The organism is Anaerostipes stercorihominis, from assembly GCF_057535655.1.
Genome location: NZ_BAAJCL010000001.1, coordinates 75,758 through 97,941, shown reverse-complemented (window position 1 = coordinate 97,941; position 22,184 = coordinate 75,758). Strand labels below are relative to the sequence as shown.

The window sequence follows — 22,184 nt, the reverse complement described above, 5'->3', positions numbered from 1 at the left end:
TAAAGCAGCATCCACTATTATAATTAATATTGGATGCTGCTGAAAGGAGATAGAATTGGATATTAATGTTGAAATTATATTAACTTATGATAATGAAGAAGTAGATTGGAAAATAAAAAAACATATTTCTAGATTTTTATATAAATTAAAAAAATTTAAAACAGGAAATCGTTTTGCTGGATCATTTATATATAAAATCAATCAAGATTCAGAATTATATAAACAAATAGTAGAGTTTTATAAATTAAATAGGAAAGATGTAGAATTTATTTGTTTAAACTATGATGTTAAAGTTTCATATGAAGAGTTTGAAAAAGCAAAAGCATTTGTCTTATGTTTTCCGGAGTATTATTGTGAGGAGTATGAAGATATAGATAATGAGTATGATGAATGTGACGTATGTTATAGCAAAAGAAAAACAGATACAATATTTTATGCACAACCCAAAGGTTATATAAGAAAACATAAAAATGAATATGGAATGGCAGGATTAGATGGTACAGGAGAGATATTATTATTACCAAAATTGGCAGAAAAATTATGGGAAAATGGAATAAGTCAAAAGTATTTTCAACCTATTGTCAGTAAAAGTAAAAGTATACTAGGATATACTCTTATCACAGATAATATTTTGCCAAAGAAAAGTTATATAGACTATAATTATAAATTTAAAAATCAATGTAATAAATGTGGAAGAATTATTATGGAAGAAGATGAAGACGAATATATGTTTCAACAAAAATATATTACCAAGGATGGAATAAAAGAATTAGAAGACGTCAATTTAACATATGAATTTTATGATGAATTTCAGGAAATGATTGTTAGTAAAAAAGTTGCAACAATAATAAGAGAAATTGTTCCGTATGCAGAATTTTATCCGTTGTTTTTGAAAGATAATTAAAGAAGGTGATGAAGGTGAAATCACTAACTATTATTATCAGGATGGAGTTGTAGCTGGAAGATTCTTAACAGAGAATACCTATCATGGAGAGATGAACGAGAAATGATGATGTTGGAAATGTTCATTTTGGTTATGTAGGTACAGTATTATTTTCTAAAAACTTTTTATGTGCAGGAGCTGGAGTATATCAAATTAAATCAGGAACATCGAAATGGAAATATGCATTGTCGTATGGAGATGATCCTCACGATACAAGTATGATTAAGTTTGGTGTAGATTTATACAAAAGAACAAATAAACCTGTATATGGTAAAAAAATAAAAAGTATCTTATATTTAAACCTATGTTAGTTAAAGCGAGGAGATAAGAATGAAAAAGATTATTATAATTTTAATTTTTATAGTTGGAATAATATTTTTCTTATTTTATCATTTTATGTGGGATACTCAAAGTATTCCAAAAGGTGAAATGATTGAAAAGATAAATTCTCCTGGAAATAAGTACTGTGCCTACATATATCATGGGACAGGAGGGGCAACTGTTGACTATTCTACGATTGTCGAGATAAAAAATAATAAGACTCATCGAAAAAAAATTATTTATTTTCAATATCGTCAAGAATATGTAAATGTAAAATGGGTGGATGATACAAGGATAAAAATTGGAAATAAAGAGTTGAATGTTTTAAAAGACGTATATGATTCGAGACATTAAATAAGAACACATTGAATACGGGTGTTACAGAAATGCTTACAAAATATGCACGAGGGACCATAAAAGGATCTAATAGGGGTAAAAGAGGCTGCGCACTAATTACTGATATGCTCCCTTCTAGGTAGACAAGTGAAATAATAAAAATTTTCTAAAGATAATATTTAATTTTATAATTACATGTTATTAATGAAAATATTTGCGAAAGAATATATATGAATATAAATTTAGAAAGAATAATGTTGAGAAAATATATAAAATAGTGGTATGGTAATAAAATGAATTATTGTGATTTGAATGAATATGAAAATTATATTGAAAATATCGAATTTTTTTTCAAAGAAAAATGTTTGCAAATTTGTATCATAAATTCAGAGTTGAAGAATAGGAAAAAAATTTACATAAAGGATATTGAAGAGATATATTGGGAAAAGTATTTTTTTGATCAACAACAAAATAGAAAGATTAAAAGCATGTGTGATGAAAATTCATATAGCTTGGTGGTAAATAAAAGTAAATTAATATTGTATACATTAGAAATTGAAGAGATTAATGATAATAAAAAATTAATGAATGATTCAAGAAAATTTTTAAATAAAAAGGGAGATAATAATAAATTTAATTATGATGTATGGAATGGTATTTTTATGTTTAATTTAGAGGATGGAAAATATATATTTAAGAATATAGAAAAAGGGAAAGTTCATTATAGAAAATATGATGAACAAAAAGTTTTATTAAAAATTAGACCATTAAAAGATCCTCAATATAATATACTACTGTACAGTTCAACATGGGTATTAAAAGTTAAGGCAATATATTTTCATTGATTTATAATAATTCGTATATTATAATAAATATACGGAGGAATTGCTATAAAGAAGATAGGATTAATTGATGAGGGAAAGTACAAAGCTTTTTATTCCGCCAAAGGAAAATGTCTGTGGAAAGACTATGGAAAGAAATATCAGAGGAAATATATCTTTTTCATGCTTATCATATTTTGGCCAGTCAGTGTGTATTATGGAGTGAATAAAGATAAGTATATGAGAGCTGTGACAGGAAATATGAACTGGGCCGGAGGTATGAAATACTTTCATATTCTGGCAACATGGTTTTTTAGTATCTTTATGACTGTTTTATGGATATGGATTATATGCATCATTTTCAATATGATATAAATACAAAAAGAAAAGGCATTGAAAAGTGCCTTTTCTTTTTGTATTTTTGAAAATGAAAAATTTCTATACTATTGGTAGAGTGATAAAAATAAAGGATAATTATTTTTTGTATATCAATATTGTTATACAGTTACAGTGATTTGTATCGTGTCGGATGGAGAAATATTGAGTAGTTGAGAAGTTTTCTCAATAAGGATATATAACTGGATTAACCGCAGAGAAGGGCTTATAATAAACAAAGTTACCACAGGAAAGCAGAACACATGGAGGTGTTTCCCAATGAAAAAGCACAGATGTTGGGCATGGGCAATGATCTTTTGCCTGTTCATGACAATGTATACCGGGTACAAACATCAATAGAGTTACAGAATGAGGAGGACAAAACCATGGATTGTAAAAAGATTTTATCAGCGCTTCACAGCAAAAAGACAGGATTTTTTGCAGCCGGCGTATTATTTGGAACTGCAGGAGTAAAGCTTTTGGCAAGTAAGGATGCCAAAAAGGTGTATACCAATTGCACTGCTGCGATTTTGCGTGCAAAAGAATCTTTGATGAAAACTGCAGCAACAGTACAAGAAAATGCAGAAGATATTTACGCCGAAGCACAGCAGATCAATGAAGACAGAATGATGCAGGAAGAAACCTTTGAAAATGAAGAAGAAGTCGAAAAGGCTGCCGAAGAGGAAGCGTAATCTCGTACTGTGAAAAGCGCCTGCAGCAGAAGCTGCAGGCGCTTTTAAGAAAGAGGGAAGTTTATGAAATTTGTAATAAAACATGAAATCAGGGGAAGAATTCGCATTCATATTTGTCAAAAAGAGAAATTTGACCCAAAGACAACGGATGAACTTCAATATTATTTATCCTCTCGAGATAATGTGATTTCTACAAAGGTTTATGACAGGACGCAGGATCTTGTGATTTGCTATACAGGATCAAGAAAGGAAATTTTAAAGCTCTTAATCTTTTTTCAGAAGGGAACCGTTCAGATCCCAGAACATTATCAGGAACATAAAAGTCGGAGACTGAACCAGCAATATTGGGATCAATTGAGCAATCAGATCCTTTTTCATTATGGCAGCAAACTTTTTCTTCCGTATCCAATCCGGGCGGGGATTACAGTCATAAAATCTGTTCGCTATATTTATGAAGGAATCAAAACTCTTGCAAAGGGGAAAATTGAAGTTCCGGTATTGGATGGAACTGCCATCGGGGTTTCAGTTTTTCGAGGAGATATCAATACGGCGGCATCCATTATGTTTCTTCTGGGAATCGGAGAAACTCTGGAAAAATGGACTCATAAAAAGTCAGTCGATGATCTTGCAAAAAGCATGTCTCTGAATGTCACAAAGGTATGGAAAATCGAAGGAGACCATGAGGTTCTCGTTTCATCCGCCGATATACAGCCCGGAGATCAAATCTATGTCCATATGGGAAATATGATTCCTTTTGACGGAATTGTCGATGAAGGAGAGGCTCTCGTTAATCAGGCGTCTTTCACGGGAGAATCTCTTCCGGTCCGAAAACAAAAAGACGGATATGTCTATGCGGGAACCGTTGTGGAGGAGGGAAATCTGGTTATTCAGGTAAAAGAACTCAACGGAAGCAGTAAATTTGAGAAAATTGTTACGATGATTGAGGAGTCCGAAAAGCTGAAATCTTCGGTAGAAAGTAAAGCAGAACATTTGGCGGACCGCTTGGTGCCATACACTCTTCTTGGCACTGCCGCTACATATTTCCTAACTGGAAATATAACTAAGGCACTATCTGTCTTAATGGTGGATTTCTCATGTGCATTGAAGCTTGCGATGCCGATTTCTGTTTTATCAGCCATAAAAGAAGCCAACGGACGTCAAATTGTTGTCAAAGGAGGCAAGTATTTAGAGGCAATGGCAGAAGCGGAAACCATTGTTTTTGACAAGACAGGAACTCTGACGAAAGCCCAGCCGACAGTGAAAGACGTCGTATCATTTAATGGACAAAATTCAGAGGAACTTTTAAGAATTGCAGCCTGTCTGGAGGAGCATTTTCCGCATTCTATGGCAAAAGCAGTCGTTCAGGCCGCCAAGGATCAGGGATTGATTCATAAAGAGCTGCACTCTAAAGTTGAATATATTGTGGCCCACGGAATATCTTCTACCATAGATGGAAAAAAAGTAGTCATCGGTAGTCATCATTTTATATTTGAAGACGAAGCCTGCGAAATTCCAGCGGGAATGGAGTCTGTATTTGAGCAGCTTCCAGATGAGTGCTCTCATCTCTATATGGCGATGGAACAAAAGCTCGCAGCAGTCATTTGCATTGAAGATCCATTAAGAAAAGAAGCGGGAAACGTTATTTGCCGATTGAGAGAGGCAGGGTTCTCTAATATTGTTACGATGACCGGAGATAATGAGCGAACGGCAAGTGTCATTGCCGAGAGCGTCGGGGTAGATGAATATTATTCAGAAGTTCTTCCGGAGGACAAAGCAGCTTTTGTAAAAAGAGAGCGAAAGAGGGGGCGGAAGGTTGTTATGATTGGAGACGGAGTGAATGACTCTCCGGCGCTTTCAGCAGCGGATGTGGGAATCGCAATTAGCGATGGAGCTGAAATTGCCCGCGAAATTGCAGATGTAACCATTGAGGCAGACAGCCTTTACGAATTAGTTCGTTTGAGACAGCTAAGCCGGCAATTAATGAAGAGGATTCATCAAAATTACCGGGTAATTGTAGGATTTAATACGGGACTGATTGGAGCCGGGGTCATTGGCATGATTCAGCCAACAACTTCAGCGCTGCTCCATAATACATCTACCCTGCTGATTGGACTTAGAAGTATGAAAAATTTAATTCCGCAGGATCCCAAAAGGGTTCGTTTTGAGTAAGGAAAAATTTCAACGCTCGTATCGTCAAATATGTTTTGACCGGTACGAGCGTTTTGTTTCTAATATAGAAAACGTTCCGCGTTTTCTAATTCGATATAGTGGGGAATAATATCATCATAGGTTCCGTCATTTTTTTGAAACCCTTTGGGAATGATTCCCAGTGGAAGAAATCCAAGTTTTTTATAAAGTTTTAAAGCTGGGCGGTTGCTCGCAACAACAGCATTAAACTGTAAAATACGAAATCCGTGCTTGGGAGCTTCTTTTAAACAGTGCCGTACTAAGGTCTCTCCAATTTGTTTCCCGCGCTGGGAAGATGCGACGGCGTAGCTGGCATTGCAAATATGACCGCAGCGTCCGACATTATTGGGATGAAGGATGTAAAGACCAACCACCTGATTGGTATTTGTCTCCAATGCAACTGCGGTATAGGTTTGTTCCAGAAAGAACGAAAGACCGGTCTCTTCAGTCAGCAGTTCCGTTTGAGGAAACGCCTGTCCCTCAGATACAATCTCATTCCATATTTTTATGGCAGCGCTCCGGTCTTTTGTTTCAAATCTTCGTATCATAATCATTTCAAATTCGCCTCGTTTCTATCAGATCTCATTATTTTATCACGAAAAAATAAAAAATCCAATGACATGACAAAAAGATAATTCGGGAGATGATGAAAAAATTGTATCTTCACAACTCTTATGTTATGATAAAGTCGATAAGAAAAAGAGGGGGCACGTTTATATGAAATTTTGTTTGAAACAGGATGGAAAACGGCTGCTGATTGTCTGCGTTGTGTCATTTGTTATGGCGCTTAATATCAAATCCTTTGTAAGAACAGGCGGACTGTATCCGGGAGGCGCAACCGGTCTTGCACTTCTGATTCAGAGAAGTGCGGATTTGTTTTTTCATTGGGGCATTCCTTATTCTGTCATTAATATTCTTTTAAATGCAGTTCCGGTTTATATTGGCTATCGTTTTATCGGAAAAAAATTCACATTGTATTCCTGTCTTACCATCGTTTTGACGGGATTTTTAACGGATGTTCTGCCAAGCTATGCCATCACATACGATACGTTGTTAATCAGTGTTTTCGGCGGCTTGATCAATGGATTTGCAATTAGCTTTTGTCTGATGGCAAATGCAACCACAGGCGGAACAGATTTCGTTGCCATCTTTTTATCACAGAAAAAAGGAATTGATGCATGGAATCTGATTTTCGGTTTGAACAGTTTAATTTTGATTGCCGCGGGGCTTCTTTTCGGATGGGATAAGGCACTCTACTCCATTATATTTCAATATACTTCTACGCAGGTGCTTCATATGCTTTATACAAAATATCAGCAGCAGACTTTGTTTATTATTACCAATTGTGCATGGGATGTTTATGAAGCCATTTCAAAGGTTTCCAATCATGGGGCAACGATCATGAATGGAGAAGGACCATATGAACATCAGCAGAGACAGGTTGTTTATTCTGTGGTATCCAGAGCAGAGAGTAAAGCTGTCATCCGTGAGATTAAAAAAGCAGATCCGTGTGCGTTTATTAATGCAGTCAAGACGGAGCAGCTGGCAGGAAAATTTTATTTTAAGCCAAACGAGTAGGAGGAGATGAACATGATCATTGAAGGAAATCAGAAGGAATTGGATGCAATGAAAGAATTTCATCGAGGAAACCGTCAGGAGGGATTGAGATTGCAGGAAGAATTTGCAGCGCAGTTTCGAGAAGAATACAAAGAAAAGGATCACTGTTCCTGTCAAAAAGCCTGCCGGTATCATGGAAACTGCAAAGAGTGCGTGGCAATTCATCGGGCTCACCAGGAGCATGTTCCGAATTGTATGCGGCCTATTTTGAATCAAAAAATTAAAATTCTTTCTGAATTAACCGAACATACCATCGCCGATGAGATTGAAGCGCCAAAGGAAATTTTAAGAAAATAGCAGTATAAAGTTGTGATTCCAAAGGAGGGTATCAATGAAAATAGCAGTTGTTGGGAGTATCAATGCCGATATGATGGTAATTGCCGAGCGGATTCCGGGTAAGGGAGAAACTGTTTTTGGGAAAGATCTTTGTTACAGTCCCGGAGGGAAAGGCGCCAATCAGGCAGTGGCAATGCAAAAACTGGGAGCACAGGTTGAAATGTTCGGATGTGTCGGGCAGGACGAGCAGGGGAGACGAATGATTGAGAACTTGCAGAATATGGGAGTAACGACAGATCATATTGAAATTTTGGATCAGGTACCAACAGGGCTTGCAGTCATTACAGTGGGGGAACACGATAATTCCATTGTAGTGATCAGGGGAGCCAATGAAAGAGTGGATTGTGCTTATGTTGACCGTATAAAAGGCGCACTTAAAACATATGACATGGTCGTATTGCAGCATGAAATTCCATTTGATACGATCCATTCTGTGATTGAATTTTGTCATCAGGAGAATATACCGGTTGTTCTAAACCCGGCACCTGCGGCTGAGGTCCCTGTGGAACTGATGGACAAGATTGCTTATTTAACACCGAATGAACATGAGGCAAAACAGATCTTCGGGACAGACAGATCTTTGGAAGAATTATTGAGAGCATATCCGGAGAAGTTAATTGTGACACGAGGTTCCAGGGGAGTTGTGACCTGCTTGAAATCCGGGGAAATATTAAATGTGCCTGCGAAAGCCGTCGAAGTTGTTGATACGACCGGAGCAGGAGATACTTTAAACGGTGCCTTTTGCGTTCAAATTGCAAAGGGTGCGGGCTTGAGGGAAGCACTTTGCTATGCAAATACAGCAGCAGCGCTGTCCATCGGGAAATTAGGAGCTCAAAGCGGAATGCCAATGGCGGACGAAGTGGAAGAGGCTTTGAGGGAAGATTAAAGCAAGATTGTGAACTTGCTATTTCCATGCGAAGGGTATATAATATCTCAAGAAAAAGAAATCAAAGAGCTTGTGTAGCAGGCTGAACGGGAAACTGTCTGTCAGTTTCCCGTTTCTTTACGGTAGTAGGAAGGTTTTCCGTTCCCTACACCGCTTTGTTCGCGACAGATTGGGGGCACCACCTTCTGCCGCTTTATAAAAATAATGCAGATCAGATGAGAGAAAGGAAGAGAGACATTATGAAAACAGCATTATCAATCGCCGGAAGTGATTCTAGCGGAGGCGCCGGAATTCAGGCAGATTTAAAAACAATGACCATGAATGGCGTGTTTGCCATGAGTGCGATTACTGCCCTAACGGCACAAAATACCACAGAAGTTACAGGAATTTTAGAAGTAGAACCTGAATTTTTACAAAAACAGATCGACGCGGTCTTTGAGGATATTCGTCCGGATGCAGTGAAAATCGGCATGGTCTCTTCGATCGAATTAATTGAAAGAATTGCCGAACGCCTTACATTTTATCAGGCAGATCAAATTGTGGTGGATCCGGTGATGGTTGCAACCAGCGGGGCGCGGCTTTTGGATGAGGATGCCGTAGAAACTCTGAAGAAAAAATTACTTCCGATGGCCTCTGTGATTACTCCAAATATTCCGGAAGCGGAGATTTTATCAGAGATGGAAATACATACAGAACAGGAAATGACCATTGCGGCAGAAAAGATTTATAAAAATCTTGGCTGCTCCGTATTATTAAAAGGCGGACACAACGTCAATGATGCCAATGATTTGCTGTTTACCGACCAAGGCGCCTTTTGGTTTATGGGAAAAAGAATTAAAAATTCCAATACCCATGGAACCGGATGTACATTATCCAGTGCCATTGCCGCAAATCTGGCAAAAGGGTTTGATTTGAAAACCTCGGTTTACAATGCAAAAGATTATATTTCAAGAGCACTGGCAGATATGCTGGATCTTGGAAAAGGAAGCGGACCGATGAATCATGCATTTGATTTAAAAGATGTATGGAAAAAGGAGGCGGGAGAATCATGAAACGAAAAACTTCCGTTTTTGAAAATGGACTGATCTGGTTTGGAGCAGGGGTTTCGCTGGCTGAAATTTTGACAGGAACATATTTTTCCTCGCTGGGATTCCAAAAAGGCCTTCTTGCAATTTTAATCGGACATGTGATTGGATGTGCTATGATGCTGTTTGCAGGATTCATCGGAGGAAAATCAAGGAAAAGTTCTATGGAAACTGTAAAGATGAGCTTTGGAGAGAAAGGATGCCTGTTTTTTGTTGTTTTAAATATTCTGCAATTGGTCGGCTGGACTGCCATTATGATTTACGATGGCGCGCTTGCGGCGGAGGGCATCTGGAAAAGCAGCCACTGGATTTGGTGTCTGCTAATTGGCGGATTAATTCTATTTTGGATTTTTGTCGGTGTGGAAAACCTAGGAAAAATCAACACCGTTGCGATGACAGCATTGTTTATCTTAACGATCATTTTAAGCTATTTGATTTTTGGCGGAGATACGATGAGATCTGTTTCAAACGACGGTTTTACTTTTGGAGCGGCGGTAGAACTTGCCGTTGCAATGCCGTTATCCTGGCTGCCATTAATTAGCGACTATACGAGAGAGGCTGAGAAACCAGAAAAGGCTACGATAGTCAGTGTCGCAGTCTATGGTCTTGTCAGCTGTTGGATGTATGTGATTGGAATGGGAATTTCGATTTTTACAGGGACATCAGATATTGCGCAAATCATGGTAAAAGCAGGTCTTGGGATCGCCGGACTTTTGATTATTGTATTCTCGACGGTGACAACGACTTTTTTGGATGCATGGTCAGCTGGAATTTCCAGTGAATCCATCTCTAAAAAAATAAATGGGAAATGGGTTGCTGTGGCAGCGACAGTGATCGGGACCGTTGGAGCCGTATGTTTCCCGATGGACGACATTACAGATTTCTTATATTTCATCGGGTCTGTGTTTGCACCAATGATTGCGATTCAGATTGCAGATTTCTTTTTCCTAAAACAAGATTTCACAAGAAAAACCGTTTGTATCAAAAATATGATGCTTTGGGTGGTTGGATTTGCGATTTACCGTTGGCTCATGGGAGTGGATACCATCGTTGGAAATACCTTGCCGGATATGGCAATCACCATCTTTCTTTGTGTCATTTTAAATTTATTGATTGGAAATAGAAATGGAAACAAATATTTTAATCGTAGAGGATGATGCTGATATTCATCAGCTTTTATGTACAACACTTAAGAATGCCGGATATAAGGTTATTGGAGCATATTCCGGAACAGAAGCGGAATTAATTTTGAGAATTCAGGGCAAGCAAATAGATCTTGTACTATTGGATTTGATGCTTCCTGGAATTTCGGGAGAAGAAGTACTCCAAAAGATTCGCAAAATGGGGAATCTTCCGGTGATTGTTATTACGGCAAAGGATGAACTGGATGAAAAAATTTCTCTTTTGACTTCTGGAGCAGATGATTATATTACCAAGCCCTTTGAGCTGCCTGAGGTTCTTGCAAGAGTTCAGATACAGATTCGCCATGCGTCGGCTGGAAAAGAAGCAGATGCAAAACAAATTGTTTATCGGGATTTTATGTTAGATCCGGCAACTCATCATGTTTGGATCGGAGAAAAACGTCTTCCGAATATGACAAAACAGGAGTTTGCGATTCTAGAACTGCTTCTTAGACATCCCAATCAGGTATTTGCCAAAGAAGATATCTTTGAATATGCATGGGAAGAACCATATATGGGTGAGACAAAGACGCTGGATGTCCATATCAGTCATATCCGTAAAAAGATAAAAACTGTGACCGATGAAGAATATATAGAAACCATCTGGGGAATCGGTTATCGGATTGGCGGATAAATCTTTACTCTTTTTTTACTGTTTCTTTGCGTTTGATTAGGATTTCCCTGATACAATGATCTTAAATCAAAAAAAGGAGTGAGAAACCATTGAGTGAATTACTATTAGAGACCAGAGGATTAACCAAACAGTATGGTCATCAAAAAGCAGTAGATCACATAGATCTTCATATACCAAAAGGTGCGATTTATGGATTTATCGGAAGAAACGGAGCGGGAAAAACAACATGCCTTCGTATGATTTGCAATCTCTCCAAACCAACCGGAGGGGAGATTCGTGTGTTTGGATACAGCGGCAGGGAGCTGCGTTCTATGCGTTCAAGAATTGGCTGTTTAATTGAAAATCCCGGATTATACGGAAATATGACAGCCTATGAAAATTTAAAAATAAAATGTCAGCTGTTCGGCATTCATAAAAAAAATTATATTGAAACGATTTTAAGTCAGGTTGGATTACAGCATACCGGAAGAAAAAAAACGAAACATTTCTCACTTGGTATGAAGCAGCGTCTGGGGATCGGACTTGCACTGATTGGAGAGCTGGATCTCTTAGTTCTTGATGAACCGATTAACGGTCTGGACCCTCAAGGGATAGCCGAAATTCGGGATATTATCAAAAAACTGCAGGAAGAACGAAATATGACCATACTGATTTCCAGCCATATTTTAGAGGAACTTTCCAAAATTGCGACACATTATGGGATCATTCACAATGGAATGCTCTTGGAAGAATTGACGAGAGATGAGCTGATGAAGCGATGCAGTGAGAGAATTGAAATTTCATTAAAAAATCCCAACAAAGCACTTCCGGTTTTGGATCAGCTGGGGTTTTCCAACTATCAGGTGGTGGATTCAGAACATATTTATGTATTTGAACGGCTAAATGAGAGTGCCGCGCTGAATATGGAACTAGCCAAGAATGGAGTTTTGGTGGACGGAATTTCCATTGTCAGTGAGGAATTGGAAACCTATTTCTTAAAATTGACAGGAGGTGATTTGAATGCTGAACATCGTTAAAATGGAGTTGTATCGACTGCTTCATACAAAATCACTTTATATCATATGGATTGTTCTCGCGGCTGCCGTTTGGTTTAGCACAGCCATGTCCAAGGAAGACTATAAGATGATGCAGAAGGAAACTTCCGCGCAGACGGTTCAGGAAGAATCAATAAATCTCGGAATGAGCGTAACTCTGCCTACAAAAATCGGACAGAAGGTAACTTTCTTTGATCAGGTTTATGCGAATTTGCAGGGAAAATTTGTTTCTTTATTTCTTGTAATATTTGCGGTGATTTTTTCTACCGCGGATTTCAAAAGCGGATATATAAAACACATTGGAGGTCAGATTCACAGGCGATGGTATCTGATTCTTGCAAAATCAATGGTACTTATGGTTTATACGGCCTGTTCTATGATTTATTATCTTCTGGTGCAGGCATTGTTTCAAAGGATTTATTTTTCTGCGTGGGAGTTGGGAGATGTATCGGATTTTTGGAGCTATGTTGGAACACAATTTCTTCTTAACACAGCCCTGGTGTTCATCTGTATGGTGCTTGCAATACTCCTTGCCTCCAATGTATTTAGTATGACGTTGTCGGTATGTCTGTGTATGAATGTGCTGATCATTTTATATAGTGGAATTGACAAAATTCTGATGGCTGTAGGAGTAAAAGATTTTCATATGATTTATCACACGGTAACCGGAAAAATGTCATTGCTGCCAATGAATGCCGGGGCTTGTGAGTTGTATAGGGCAGTGGGGACAGCTCTGGTATTTGGAGCGGCGGCAATTTGTTTGTCCTGTATTGTATTTGAAAAACGGGATATTCGGTAAAGGTTTTGGGTACGATGATAAGGAACAAGAGGAAAGACAATGAAATTTTGGATTGGATTATGTTTGATTGTGATCATCATACAGTGGAGTATCTGGATTCAATACCGGCGGCAGATAAAAAAAATCTGCCGCCAAATGTCGTTTTTAAAAAAACATGACAGCAACATGTTGATTCAAACGGAAATTCGTTGGGGGAATCTGGGAGAACTGTCAGATCAGCTCAATGAACTTTTGGCGCGGCAGCGAAAGGAACATCAGGAATATTTAAAAAAGGAAGCTATGATCGCCGATACGTACACCAATCTTTCCCATGACATTCGCACGCCGCTGACATCTCTGGACGGATACTTTCAGTTGTTGGAGGAAACTTCTTCAAAAGAAGAACAAAAGAAATATTTGCATATGATTCAGGGGCGCATCCATAGTCTTAAAGAGATGCTGGAAGAACTTTTTTTATTTACCAAAGTAAAAAATACGGCATATCATTTGGAGTTGTCTGAGGTATGCATTGATTCCCTTTTAAAACAGACGATTTTCTCTTATTATGATGAGTGGACCAAAAACAAAATTCATCCTGAAATAGATCTTCCCAGTCATCGGCTGTATGTAATTGGAAATGAGGCGGGTCTTAGAAGAATTTTTGAAAATGTCATTAAAAATGGTCTGGATCACGGCATTCATCAGATTCGGATTCGGATGCGTGAAGATCAAGACCATGTTTATTTAAAAATCAGCAATGAAGTTCAGCGTCCGGAAGAAATTGATATTTCTCAGGTGTTTGAGCGGTTTTATAAGGCTGACGCGGCACGGAGCAAAACGTCCAGCGGGCTGGGGCTGTCCATTGCCCGGGAATTGGCGGTTCGGATGCAGGCAGAACTTTCTGCCGGGATGGAAAAGAATGAATTTTACATTCAGGCAATGTTTCAAAGGATTCGTCATAAGAGATCTGAATTGACGAATTGCAGCGATTAATGGTATAGTAGTTCTAACAAAAAAAGGAGGTCTGAACAATGGAAATGGAGAAAATATATTTGACGATGAAACGGACAGGGGCAGGAAATATTGTCTTGGGAGTTCTGTCCATTAGCGTTGGAATTATATCCGGGGTTATGCTGATTATATCCGGCGCAAACCTGTTAAGGAAAAAGAAACATTTGAGTTTTTAGGATGAAACTTACAAAATGTGTTTCCTCTTGTATAAGGAGGCATCATGGCATTTGAACAGATTCCGGTTTTGGAGTTATTATGGAATTTTATTCGACGAAAAACTGAAAATATCAGCAGGGTTACGTATTTCCCGCAAAAACCTGTGTTTCCCGGGGCGGAAAGAGAACAGGAAAGCCGCAACACATCTCCGGAGTCGCAGGGAGTGGAATCTCGAAGGCTGGAGCAGATGCTTGTTGAACTGGAGAGAGAAGAAGAGGTGAAAATGCATCAGATCACGGTAATGCGCCATGGAAAACTTTTGATGCAATGTGGATTTGCTCCGTATCACGCCAATCTTTGGCATGCTTCCTATTCTCTTTGCAAATCCATTACAGGACTTGCAATCGGAATGCTGATAGATGAGGGGCGGCTTTGTCTGGAAGATAAACTTTTGGATGTGATGAAAGGACCCAAAAGTTTGATGGGGTATGTTCGTCAGAGGGAAATTCGAATCAAACATTTACTGACCATGAGCAGTGGAGTGGCATTCAATGAAACCGGAGCTGTTTCCGGGAATGATTGGGTGAAAGGATTTTTAGAATCGCCTCTGCATTTTTCACCGGGAAGTTCTTTTGAATATAATAGCATGAACAGTTATATGCTTTCAGCCGTTGTCACTGAGATCACCGGAGAAACAATGATGGAGTACTTAAAACCAAGACTTTGGGAGCCTCTTGGAATAAAGGAGGTTTTCTGGGAAACCTGTCCCAGGGGGATCACCAAAGGAGGATGGGGGCTTTTTCTTTGTCCTAAGGATGCGGCAAACATCGGACAGTTGTTTCTTCAGTATGGAACATGGAATGGGAAATCTCTTGTTTCCGAGGAATGGATCAGGGCTTCAACATCGGAACAAATTCAGGTTCCCGATCATATGGGATATTCGGGATACGGTTATCAGATCTGGATGGGAGAGCGAAAGGGAAGCTTTGTTTTCAATGGAATGTTAGGACAAAATGTTTTTGTTTATCCGGATCTGGATATGATAATTGTGACCAATGCAGGATCTGGAATCCTGTTTCAGAAGTGCAGAATGCAGGAAATTCTTAAAAAATATTTTCCTTTAGAAGATTCTCTTCATAAAGTTCTTCCGGAAAATCCATCGGCATACAAAAATTTAAAGCGAACCATTCAAAGGATGGAAAAAGGAAACAGTCGGCCTTTGATTCAGAAAGATTTTTTTGCCTGGCGAAGATATGGTAAAAGAAAAAAGCATTTGATAAATTTATGTCAAAGACTCCATCAAAAAACATATCAGCTGAAAGAGCAGAATGTGGGAGTTTTTCCTTTGATGATGCAGGTATTTCATAATAATTATACGGATGGCATTTTAAAACTGGGATTTGAATTTTATGATTCTGATTTTTATGTAACTTTCTATGAGCGAGGACAAACCTATCGGTTCCCGGCAGGACTCATGGAATGGCGAGAAAGTACGATGGATTTTCATGGCGAGAAATATCATACGGCAGCCATGGTACAGGCGGCAACGGATGAAGACGATCGGGAAGTTCTGAAAATAGAAATTGCATTTTTGGAGGATGCCGGAAACCGCAATTTAAAAATTCATTTTACAGGAGAATCCTTATCGGAAATCTTAGTGTACTGGAATGAAACTCCGGGATATTCCTTAATTTTAAATGGATTACATTCTGTTTTGATGTCTGCCGGAGAATCTTCATTTATGAAAAATCTCCAGAAAAAAGGAATTACAGATGTTTTGTGGATGTTAGTAAAACAAACGATGGAGCCGGTGACCGAAGGAGTTCTGGAAACTGAGGAGGTCATTGAGAAACGGCTGTAGGTGGGGAAGAACCATTTACAGCCGTTTCTAAGCGATCCTAAACTATACGCGAAATACTGATTTAAATTATAGTTTAAGAGAAATCAAAGAAAAGCTGAGAAATTTCTCAGCCTCTCTCTGATTTTATAACTCTTTGGACGGGATTTGCAGCAAACAAATTCCTACAAAGAAAAAAGAAATCACGGTTAAAATCACTGGGAACATTATATTTTCTCTCAGAGAAATTCCCCCGATGTTTCCCTGCAGAAGGAAAATTAATAAAAACGATACAATGACTGCAGATTTGGAAGAGTTTAATTTTAAACCCACTGCCAGCGCAAGAAAACTAATGCTGATGGTGGCTGCGGATTGTAAAAGCATGATTCCATAAAAATGTAGGTCTGTCAGACTTACATCCATAGGAAACGCCGGATTTTCAAAAAATAATCCTCCTAATGCAATGCTTCCGTAACAGGCAATCTTCGCAATGATTAGTCCCCAAAAACAAAAAATCCAGACTGCCATCATCTGAGATGCAAGGATTTTTCTGCGATCTATGGGATAAGAAAACATTAATTCCATAGTTCGATTTTTTCGTGTGCTGATAATAAATGTTCCGTGCATGACCGCGGAAAAAATTAAAAAAGAGATTCCCGACAGCAATTCTACATTGGATGAAACTCCCATGTTGGAAAATGCCCGATCAGGGACTCCGGTATCCGGATCATTTGCGATTCCTAAATACGTCATGGCGAAATTAAAGCAAACCAGTATAAGGATTAAAATTCCTGCATTTCTTATATATTTCAAGATCTGGTGTTTTTGATATTCTAATTTTATTAATTGTATCATAACAGCTTCTCCCCCATTCTCTGTTTGGCGCCTGTGATCGTCAGGAAATAATCTTCTAAAGATTCATGAATTTTTTGCAATCCCTGAATATCTATGTCATGTGCCGCAAAATATTTAGAAATTTCGGATGGCTGTGCGGTTGTATCATAGATTCGGAAAGTTTCATGATCCATCAATTTAAAATTTGAGAAGTTCATTTGATCGGAAAGCAACCATGCAGCCCGCTTGGTATCTGTTGTTTTCAATTCCAAATAGGTCAGACTTTTTTTGGAAATTTCATCCATCGACAATTCATCCGCCATGGTTCCCTGATAAATAATTCCAATCGTATCTGCCAGATGCTCTACTTCTGATAAAATATGACTGGACATTATGATGGTAATGCCATATTCCGTACACAGGCGTTTCAAAAGATCGCGGATTTCTTTGATTCCGGAAGGGTCTAATCCATTGTAGGGTTCATCCAGAATCAGTAATTCCGGTTTCGTTAGAATGCTTCGGGCGATACCGAGTCTTTGGCGCATTCCAAGGGAATATTCTCTTACTTTTTGGTGGGCTGCATGAGTCAAATTAAGAAGTGCCAAAGCTTCCTGAATACCTTTTGGACGCTGGTATCCCATATATTCGCAGTGGAAATATAAATTTTGACTTCCGGTCAAGTCCTCGTAAAATACAGGAAAGTCGACCATACACCCCATTCTTTGCAGCAGGGAACGGTTGTTGGACAATGGTTTTTCAAATAATTCGATGACCCCAAAATCCGGTTTCCAAAGACCTGTCAACAGTTTCATCGTAGAGCTTTTTCCTGATCCGTTTGGACCGAGAAATCCGTAAATTTCTCCGGGTCTGACATGCATATCTAATGAGTTCACAATGGTTTTGGAATGAATTGTTTTTGTAATCCCTTCGGCTTTTACAAGATACTTCATAGATTTCTCCTTTTTTCTTTTTACAGAGATCATTTTTCAAAACTCTTGAATAAATCTTACGTTTTTCTTTCTTGGGAGAATCTATCGGGCAGCTCTCTTTAACTTTAGAAGGAAGCTTGTTTTCTGATTCGGGATACTGGATACTTCAAGATCCCCCTTCATCTCCAAAGCCAGAGCTTTGGAGATTGCAAGACCCAAACCACTTCCTCCCGATATTGGGTTTCTGGAATCTTCCATAACATAAAGGCGGTCAAAAATATAAGGAAGATCTTTAGCAGGAATTCCTTTTCCATGGTCAATTACTTCTAAAAAGACAGACGCTTCTTCTTCTCTGATGAAAAATCCCAGATAGTTTCCGTCAGCGCCATATCGCAGTACGTTGGTCACTAGATTGCTTAGAATACGTTTGACTGCATCGGGATCTGCGGAAACAAAAATGGGCGTTTCCGGGATGATAAGATCAACCTCAAAGGATTGTTTCGTGAGAATTTCATAAAAATCAAGAAGCGTTTGACGGCAGAGCTCGCAGATGTCTTGTACAGAAATCTTTAAATTTGCATCACCGGACTCCAATTTGGAGAGCTGAAAAAATTCATCGACTAACTGATAAAGCTGCTGTGATTTCTTTTGAATTTTTATTAAATTGGGTGTTTGAGAAGACGATTCTCCGGTTAGAAGTTCTAAATATCCTAAAATAACAGTGAGCGGAGTTTTGATGTCATGAGAAATATTAGAAAGCATTTTTTGGGAAGCATCCTGGGATTTTATAAACTCAGCCTTGATTTTTTGCCGATCCTCTAAGATATTATTTAATTGACCAATGAGAATCTTGATTTCTTGTGCATCTGTAAATAACATGATTTTTTGGCTGGTCCGATTTTTTGTGATTTCGGAAAGCTGTCTGCTGAGATTTTTCAAATTGCTCTGGTACTTCTTCTTTTGATGTATTTGCCAGAGTAAAAAAAGCAAAAGAATTCCGAGAATCAAATATAACATTGGATCTATCATAAGTTTTCTCCTAATTTATATCCGATTCCCCATACCGTTGTGATATAGTGTGGGTCTTTAATTTTATTGCGCAGACGGCTGATGTGAACATTGACTGCATTTTCATCTCCGAAGTATGTGTCGTTCCAAACCAGAGAATAGATTTCTGCCTTTGTAAATACCTTTTTCGGATGGCGCAGAAATAACTTTAAAATCTCAAATTCCTTCTGCGTTAAATCAATAAATTCTGAGCCCTTAGAGACGGTATGTTCTTCAAGACTCATAACAAGAGTTCCTGCTTTCAGGCATTTGATTGTCTGGGAGGGGGGAGAGGAATATTGAGTATTCCGCCGGATATTGGCACGGATTCTTGCCAGAAGTTCTGTCATGGAAAAGGGCTTTGTAAGGTAATCGTCGGCTCCCAATCCCAAACCGAGACTTTTGTCAAGATCTCCATCTTTTGCAGAGAGGATCATAACAGGAACGGTACTGGTTTCTCGGATTCTTGAAATAACCTCCATTCCATTTAGTTTTGGCATCATCAAATCCAAAAGAACCAGATCATAGGGCTTCTCAGTAAATTTTTGAAGCCCTGTTTCTCCGTCCAACACAAAATCCAGTTCAAATGCTTCTTTTTCTAAGAATTCCTGCAGCATCTCACATATTTCGATGTCATCTTCGATCAAAAGAAGTTTCATTCATTCTTCCCCCTTGTGTTTATGATAAAATCGCACTTCCGATCTGATAGATCAGAAAGGTTATAATCCATGCAGTTGCCAATTGAAAACAGGCAGTCAAAATCATCCATTTTGTGCTGTTTGATTCCCTGCGAATGGTGGCAAGTGTTGCCGCGCATGGGATGTACAGTAGGCAAAAAACCATAAGACAAAATGCATGAAGCGGACCGAAGCCCTTTGTTCCGAGTATTTCAGTTAAGGCCTGCATGCCGGATGCGGAGTTGATATTGGAAATTCCAAAGAGAACTGCAAAGCTTGAGACTACCACTTCTTTTGCCGAAATGCCAGCAATCAAAGCAACCGTAATCTGCCATAATCCAAGCCCCAAAGGTGCAAAAAACGGTACCAGAAATTTCCCGATGACTGCGCCGAAGCTGTCAGCCATATTTGCTGTATAGCCATGAACTCCGAAGTTTAGGATCACCCACATGAGAATAGAAGCAATAAAAATAGTGGTCCCTGCTTTTGTCAGGTAATCTTTGATTTTTTCCCACACATAAATTGCAACCGTTCTGGCGCTTGGCGCCTTATATTCCGGAAGCTCAATCAATAAATAATTTGGTTCTGCTTTTCGGTCTATGAAATGAAGAATTGCTGCAATCAGCACCGCCACAATTAACCCGATAACGTACATAGAATAGGCTGCCAGCATTGCATACTGCTGAAAAAACATACCGGAAAACAAGATGTAAATGGGAAGTCTCGCACTGCAACTCATAAATGGAGTAATCAACATCACTTTATAGCGGTCTCTTGGGTTTTCCAATGCTCTGGAAGCCATAATTGCCGGTACCGTACATCCAAATCCCAGGATCATAGGAATAAAGGCGCGTCCGGAAAGTCCAAGTTTACTCATAATTCCTTCCATAACATAGGCGACTCTTGCCATATAACCGCTGTCTTCCAGAAAAGCCAGCGCTAGAAATAAAATAAAAATATTCGGCAGAAATGTCAGGATTCCACCGACACCTGCAATGATTCCGTCAACAACGAGAGATTGCAGCACATTTCCCACGTGGGCCGCAGAAAGTCCATGAGAGACGACATTTGAAAACCAATCCAGCCATAGTTCAAAATAACCTTTCATCCAGTCTCCAATTACAAATGTGAGGCAAAATACCAATGCCATAATTCCAAGAAAAACAGGAACCCCAAAAATCCGATGAGTTAAAATATGATCAATTTTTTCCGTCAAGGCTTCCTGCCGGCTTTTGTTCACAAGAACTTCATCAATGATTTCCTGAATAAAGTCATATTTTTCATTGATGATATCTGATTCATAATTACGGTCTAAAACTTCCGGAAGATTTAGGGGATATTTTTTTATAATTTCCTGATCCTGCTCTAACTGTTTTAATGCCAGCCACCGATAATTCTCCAATCCAGGATACATCGCCTGCATATGCTGCATGACCGCGTCAATTTTATCTTCCAGTTGATCAGAATACACCATAGCAAAGTCTTTATGATGATTATGTATATGCCCGAAAGAGGGATGATCATGGTGATTGTGAATCAAAATATCAGGTTTCACGGCGTTGCGGTGATGAACCGCCGCGTGTAAGAGAATATCCAAACCGGTTCTGTTTCTTGCAGACACCGGAATCACTGGAATACCAAGCATTTCCGGGAGTCTGTGGGTATCAATTTCCATACCGCGCTTTGCCACAATATCCATCATATTCAATGCTAAAACAACTGGTTTTCCAAGTTCCAGCAATTGAAGCGTCAAATAGAGATTTCGCTCCAAAGAGGATGCATCCGCTACGTCTACAATTACATCCACTTCATCACTTAAAATAAACTGCCGCGATACCTGTTCTTCCATTGTATAGGAAGTCAAACTGTAGGTTCCCGGAAGATCAACGAGACGAATGTTAATGTCGTGGTCTTTGATGGCGCCCTCCATTCGCTCTACAGTAACTCCCGGCCAATTGGCAACCTTTAAGTTTGCTCCGGTATAAGCATTAAATAACGTTGTTTTTCCACAATTTGGATTTCCAATAAATCCGATGGTTAAATCTTCTTTCACTGCTCACACCTCACTTGTATGTTCTTTGTAATATTTTTTCCCAATGCGAATCTGGTTCCGCGAATTTTTACTATTAAAATTCCGTGATGTTTACTATTTAAAACAGTAATCGTGGTCCCCTGTGTCATTCCCAGCGCTTCCAATCGCTTTTCTATTTTCAAAGGAAGATGGAAGGACAGGACCCGATAGTCGGCTCCAATCCTCCCATGGCTCAGTGCTATTGTTTGCTTCAAAATTTCTGCCTCCTAACAAATTAAGATAAACTAACTGTATTATATCAGATTTCGGCAATAATTGATAATTTTTTTCAGTGATTAAGGAGGATTTTGACAATCAATTTAAAGAGTATAAAAGAAATTAACTCTTCTATACTCTTCATCTGCCTTTTGATTCACAGCACGTTGATAAATAAAA

Annotated in this window: 23 protein-coding genes and 1 pseudogene; 17 read left to right on the top strand and 7 right to left on the bottom strand. The window is 38.7% G+C overall.

Annotation, left to right across the window (positions count from 1 at the left end; genetic code table 11):
• Window positions 1-55 precede the first annotated feature (55 nt).
• From AC27EF_RS00485 to AC27EF_RS00460, 6 genes and pseudogenes are all read left to right on the top strand, one after another.
• Window positions 56-904 (top strand): hypothetical protein, encoded by an 849-nt coding sequence (locus AC27EF_RS00485; protein WP_487108206.1) that lies wholly within the window; start codon window positions 56-58, stop codon window positions 902-904.
• 110 nt (window positions 905-1,014) lie between these two features.
• Window positions 1,015-1,254: pseudogene (locus AC27EF_RS00480) on the top strand (polymorphic toxin type 44 domain-containing protein); the annotation flags it as partial.
• A 19-nt stretch (window positions 1,255-1,273) separates the two neighbouring features.
• Window positions 1,274-1,618 carry a DUF5412 family protein gene (locus AC27EF_RS00475; RefSeq protein WP_487108205.1) on the top strand — a complete coding sequence of 115 codons (345 nt, stop codon included), beginning with the start codon at window positions 1,274-1,276 and terminating at the stop codon, window positions 1,616-1,618.
• Between the two features lie 275 nt (window positions 1,619-1,893).
• Window positions 1,894-2,445 (top strand): hypothetical protein, encoded by a 552-nt coding sequence (locus AC27EF_RS00470; protein ID WP_487108204.1) that lies wholly within the window; start codon window positions 1,894-1,896, stop codon window positions 2,443-2,445.
• 737 nt (window positions 2,446-3,182) lie between these two features.
• On the top strand, window positions 3,183-3,488 hold the full coding sequence (locus tag AC27EF_RS00465) for a DUF6110 family protein (protein ID WP_487108203.1): 306 nt from the start codon (window positions 3,183-3,185) through the stop codon (window positions 3,486-3,488).
• 63 nt (window positions 3,489-3,551) lie between these two features.
• Window positions 3,552-5,657 carry a heavy metal translocating P-type ATPase gene (locus AC27EF_RS00460; RefSeq protein ID WP_487108202.1) on the top strand — a complete coding sequence of 702 codons (2,106 nt, stop codon included), beginning with the start codon at window positions 3,552-3,554 and terminating at the stop codon, window positions 5,655-5,657.
• Window positions 5,658-5,716: 59 nt separating this feature from the next.
• Here AC27EF_RS00460 and AC27EF_RS00455 read toward each other — a convergent pair whose 3' ends face one another.
• A complete protein-coding gene (locus AC27EF_RS00455; protein ID WP_487108201.1) occupies window positions 5,717-6,229 on the bottom strand; it encodes a GNAT family N-acetyltransferase in 513 nt (170 codons plus the stop codon).
• A gap of 163 nt (window positions 6,230-6,392) precedes the next feature.
• Between AC27EF_RS00455 and AC27EF_RS00450 the strand changes: the two genes are divergently transcribed.
• The 11 genes from AC27EF_RS00450 to AC27EF_RS00400 all read left to right on the top strand — a co-directional run bounded on the left by AC27EF_RS00450 (window position 6,393) and on the right by AC27EF_RS00400 (window position 16,254).
• A complete protein-coding gene (locus AC27EF_RS00450) occupies window positions 6,393-7,253 on the top strand; it encodes a YitT family protein (RefSeq protein ID WP_487108200.1) in 861 nt (286 codons plus the stop codon).
• A gap of 12 nt (window positions 7,254-7,265) precedes the next feature.
• On the top strand, window positions 7,266-7,589 hold the full coding sequence (locus AC27EF_RS00445) for an LPS biosynthesis protein (protein WP_487108199.1): 324 nt from the start codon (window positions 7,266-7,268) through the stop codon (window positions 7,587-7,589).
• A 34-nt stretch (window positions 7,590-7,623) separates the two neighbouring features.
• Window positions 7,624-8,514 (top strand): ribokinase, encoded by an 891-nt coding sequence (rbsK, locus tag AC27EF_RS00440; RefSeq protein ID WP_487108198.1) that lies wholly within the window; start codon window positions 7,624-7,626, stop codon window positions 8,512-8,514.
• Between the two features lie 239 nt (window positions 8,515-8,753).
• Entirely contained in the window at window positions 8,754-9,566 is an 813-nt protein-coding gene (thiD, locus tag AC27EF_RS00435) for a bifunctional hydroxymethylpyrimidine kinase/phosphomethylpyrimidine kinase (RefSeq protein ID WP_487108197.1), read from the top strand.
• Window positions 9,560-10,756: a putative hydroxymethylpyrimidine transporter CytX gene (gene cytX / locus AC27EF_RS00430; RefSeq protein ID WP_487108503.1), complete on the top strand. Its 1,197-nt coding sequence runs from the start codon at window positions 9,560-9,562 to the stop codon at window positions 10,754-10,756. The genes thiD and cytX overlap by 7 nt, the downstream gene beginning before the upstream one ends.
• Complete coding sequence (locus tag AC27EF_RS00425; protein ID WP_487108196.1) at window positions 10,725-11,414, top strand: response regulator transcription factor; 690 nt, start codon at window positions 10,725-10,727, stop codon at window positions 11,412-11,414. Before cytX ends, AC27EF_RS00425 begins: the two co-directional genes overlap by 32 nt.
• 89 nt (window positions 11,415-11,503) lie before the next feature.
• Complete coding sequence (locus AC27EF_RS00420; RefSeq protein WP_487108195.1) at window positions 11,504-12,430, top strand: ABC transporter ATP-binding protein; 927 nt, start codon at window positions 11,504-11,506, stop codon at window positions 12,428-12,430.
• Window positions 12,414-13,247 carry a DUF2705 family protein gene (locus AC27EF_RS00415; RefSeq protein ID WP_487108194.1) on the top strand — a complete coding sequence of 278 codons (834 nt, stop codon included), beginning with the start codon at window positions 12,414-12,416 and terminating at the stop codon, window positions 13,245-13,247. Before AC27EF_RS00420 ends, AC27EF_RS00415 begins: the two co-directional genes overlap by 17 nt.
• 39 nt (window positions 13,248-13,286) lie before the next feature.
• The gene (locus AC27EF_RS00410) at window positions 13,287-14,219 is read left to right on the top strand and encodes a sensor histidine kinase (protein ID WP_487108193.1); all 933 of its coding nucleotides are present in this window, start codon (window positions 13,287-13,289) and stop codon (window positions 14,217-14,219) included.
• 38 nt (window positions 14,220-14,257) lie between these two features.
• Window positions 14,258-14,413: a hypothetical protein gene (locus AC27EF_RS00405; protein ID WP_487108192.1), complete on the top strand. Its 156-nt coding sequence runs from the start codon at window positions 14,258-14,260 to the stop codon at window positions 14,411-14,413.
• Window positions 14,414-14,457: 44 nt separating this feature from the next.
• The gene (locus AC27EF_RS00400) at window positions 14,458-16,254 is read left to right on the top strand and encodes a serine hydrolase domain-containing protein (RefSeq protein WP_487108191.1); all 1,797 of its coding nucleotides are present in this window, start codon (window positions 14,458-14,460) and stop codon (window positions 16,252-16,254) included.
• A gap of 123 nt (window positions 16,255-16,377) precedes the next feature.
• Here the strand turns inward: AC27EF_RS00400 and AC27EF_RS00395 are convergent, their stop codons facing one another.
• From AC27EF_RS00395 to AC27EF_RS00370, 6 genes are all read right to left on the bottom strand, one after another.
• Entirely contained in the window at window positions 16,378-17,085 is a 708-nt protein-coding gene (locus AC27EF_RS00395) for an ABC transporter permease (protein WP_487108190.1), read from the bottom strand.
• A complete protein-coding gene (locus AC27EF_RS00390; RefSeq protein ID WP_487108189.1) occupies window positions 17,082-18,014 on the bottom strand; it encodes an ABC transporter ATP-binding protein in 933 nt (310 codons plus the stop codon). Before AC27EF_RS00390 ends, AC27EF_RS00395 begins: the two co-directional genes overlap by 4 nt.
• 81 nt (window positions 18,015-18,095) lie before the next feature.
• Window positions 18,096-19,022 (bottom strand): sensor histidine kinase, encoded by a 927-nt coding sequence (locus AC27EF_RS00385; protein ID WP_487108188.1) that lies wholly within the window; start codon window positions 19,020-19,022, stop codon window positions 18,096-18,098.
• Complete coding sequence (locus AC27EF_RS00380; RefSeq protein WP_487108187.1) at window positions 19,019-19,699, bottom strand: response regulator transcription factor; 681 nt, start codon at window positions 19,697-19,699, stop codon at window positions 19,019-19,021. Before AC27EF_RS00380 ends, AC27EF_RS00385 begins: the two co-directional genes overlap by 4 nt.
• A gap of 19 nt (window positions 19,700-19,718) precedes the next feature.
• The gene (gene feoB, locus AC27EF_RS00375) at window positions 19,719-21,770 is read right to left on the bottom strand and encodes a ferrous iron transport protein B (protein WP_487108186.1); all 2,052 of its coding nucleotides are present in this window, start codon (window positions 21,768-21,770) and stop codon (window positions 19,719-19,721) included.
• Window positions 21,767-22,003 carry a FeoA family protein gene (locus AC27EF_RS00370; RefSeq protein ID WP_487108185.1) on the bottom strand — a complete coding sequence of 79 codons (237 nt, stop codon included), beginning with the start codon at window positions 22,001-22,003 and terminating at the stop codon, window positions 21,767-21,769. The genes feoB and AC27EF_RS00370 overlap by 4 nt, the downstream gene beginning before the upstream one ends.
• Between the last annotated feature and the right edge of the window lie 181 nt (window positions 22,004-22,184).

Bases quoted from the DNA above. Each gene is read 5' to 3' on its own strand.
- AC27EF_RS00475 (WP_487108205.1), top strand. From the start codon at position 1,274: ATGAAAAAGATTATTATAATTTTAATTTTTATAGTTGGAATAATATTT.
- AC27EF_RS00470 (WP_487108204.1), top strand. From the start codon at position 1,894: ATGAATTATTGTGATTTGAATGAATATGAAAATTATATTGAAAATATC.
- AC27EF_RS00465 (WP_487108203.1), top strand. From the start codon at position 3,183: ATGGATTGTAAAAAGATTTTATCAGCGCTTCACAGCAAAAAGACAGGA.
- AC27EF_RS00460 (WP_487108202.1), top strand. From the start codon at position 3,552: ATGAAATTTGTAATAAAACATGAAATCAGGGGAAGAATTCGCATTCAT.
- AC27EF_RS00455 (WP_487108201.1), bottom strand. From the start codon at position 6,229: ATGATTATGATACGAAGATTTGAAACAAAAGACCGGAGCGCTGCCATA.
- AC27EF_RS00450 (WP_487108200.1), top strand. From the start codon at position 6,393: ATGAAATTTTGTTTGAAACAGGATGGAAAACGGCTGCTGATTGTCTGC.
- AC27EF_RS00445 (WP_487108199.1), top strand. From the start codon at position 7,266: ATGATCATTGAAGGAAATCAGAAGGAATTGGATGCAATGAAAGAATTT.
- rbsK (WP_487108198.1), top strand. From the start codon at position 7,624: ATGAAAATAGCAGTTGTTGGGAGTATCAATGCCGATATGATGGTAATT.
- thiD (WP_487108197.1), top strand. From the start codon at position 8,754: ATGAAAACAGCATTATCAATCGCCGGAAGTGATTCTAGCGGAGGCGCC.
- AC27EF_RS00425 (WP_487108196.1), top strand. From the start codon at position 10,725: ATGGAAACAAATATTTTAATCGTAGAGGATGATGCTGATATTCATCAG.
- AC27EF_RS00415 (WP_487108194.1), top strand. From the start codon at position 12,414: ATGCTGAACATCGTTAAAATGGAGTTGTATCGACTGCTTCATACAAAA.
- AC27EF_RS00410 (WP_487108193.1), top strand. From the start codon at position 13,287: ATGAAATTTTGGATTGGATTATGTTTGATTGTGATCATCATACAGTGG.
- AC27EF_RS00405 (WP_487108192.1), top strand. From the start codon at position 14,258: ATGGAAATGGAGAAAATATATTTGACGATGAAACGGACAGGGGCAGGA.
- AC27EF_RS00400 (WP_487108191.1), top strand. From the start codon at position 14,458: ATGGCATTTGAACAGATTCCGGTTTTGGAGTTATTATGGAATTTTATT.
- AC27EF_RS00395 (WP_487108190.1), bottom strand. From the start codon at position 17,085: ATGATACAATTAATAAAATTAGAATATCAAAAACACCAGATCTTGAAA.
- AC27EF_RS00390 (WP_487108189.1), bottom strand. From the start codon at position 18,014: ATGAAGTATCTTGTAAAAGCCGAAGGGATTACAAAAACAATTCATTCC.
- AC27EF_RS00385 (WP_487108188.1), bottom strand. From the start codon at position 19,022: ATGATAGATCCAATGTTATATTTGATTCTCGGAATTCTTTTGCTTTTT.
- AC27EF_RS00380 (WP_487108187.1), bottom strand. From the start codon at position 19,699: ATGAAACTTCTTTTGATCGAAGATGACATCGAAATATGTGAGATGCTG.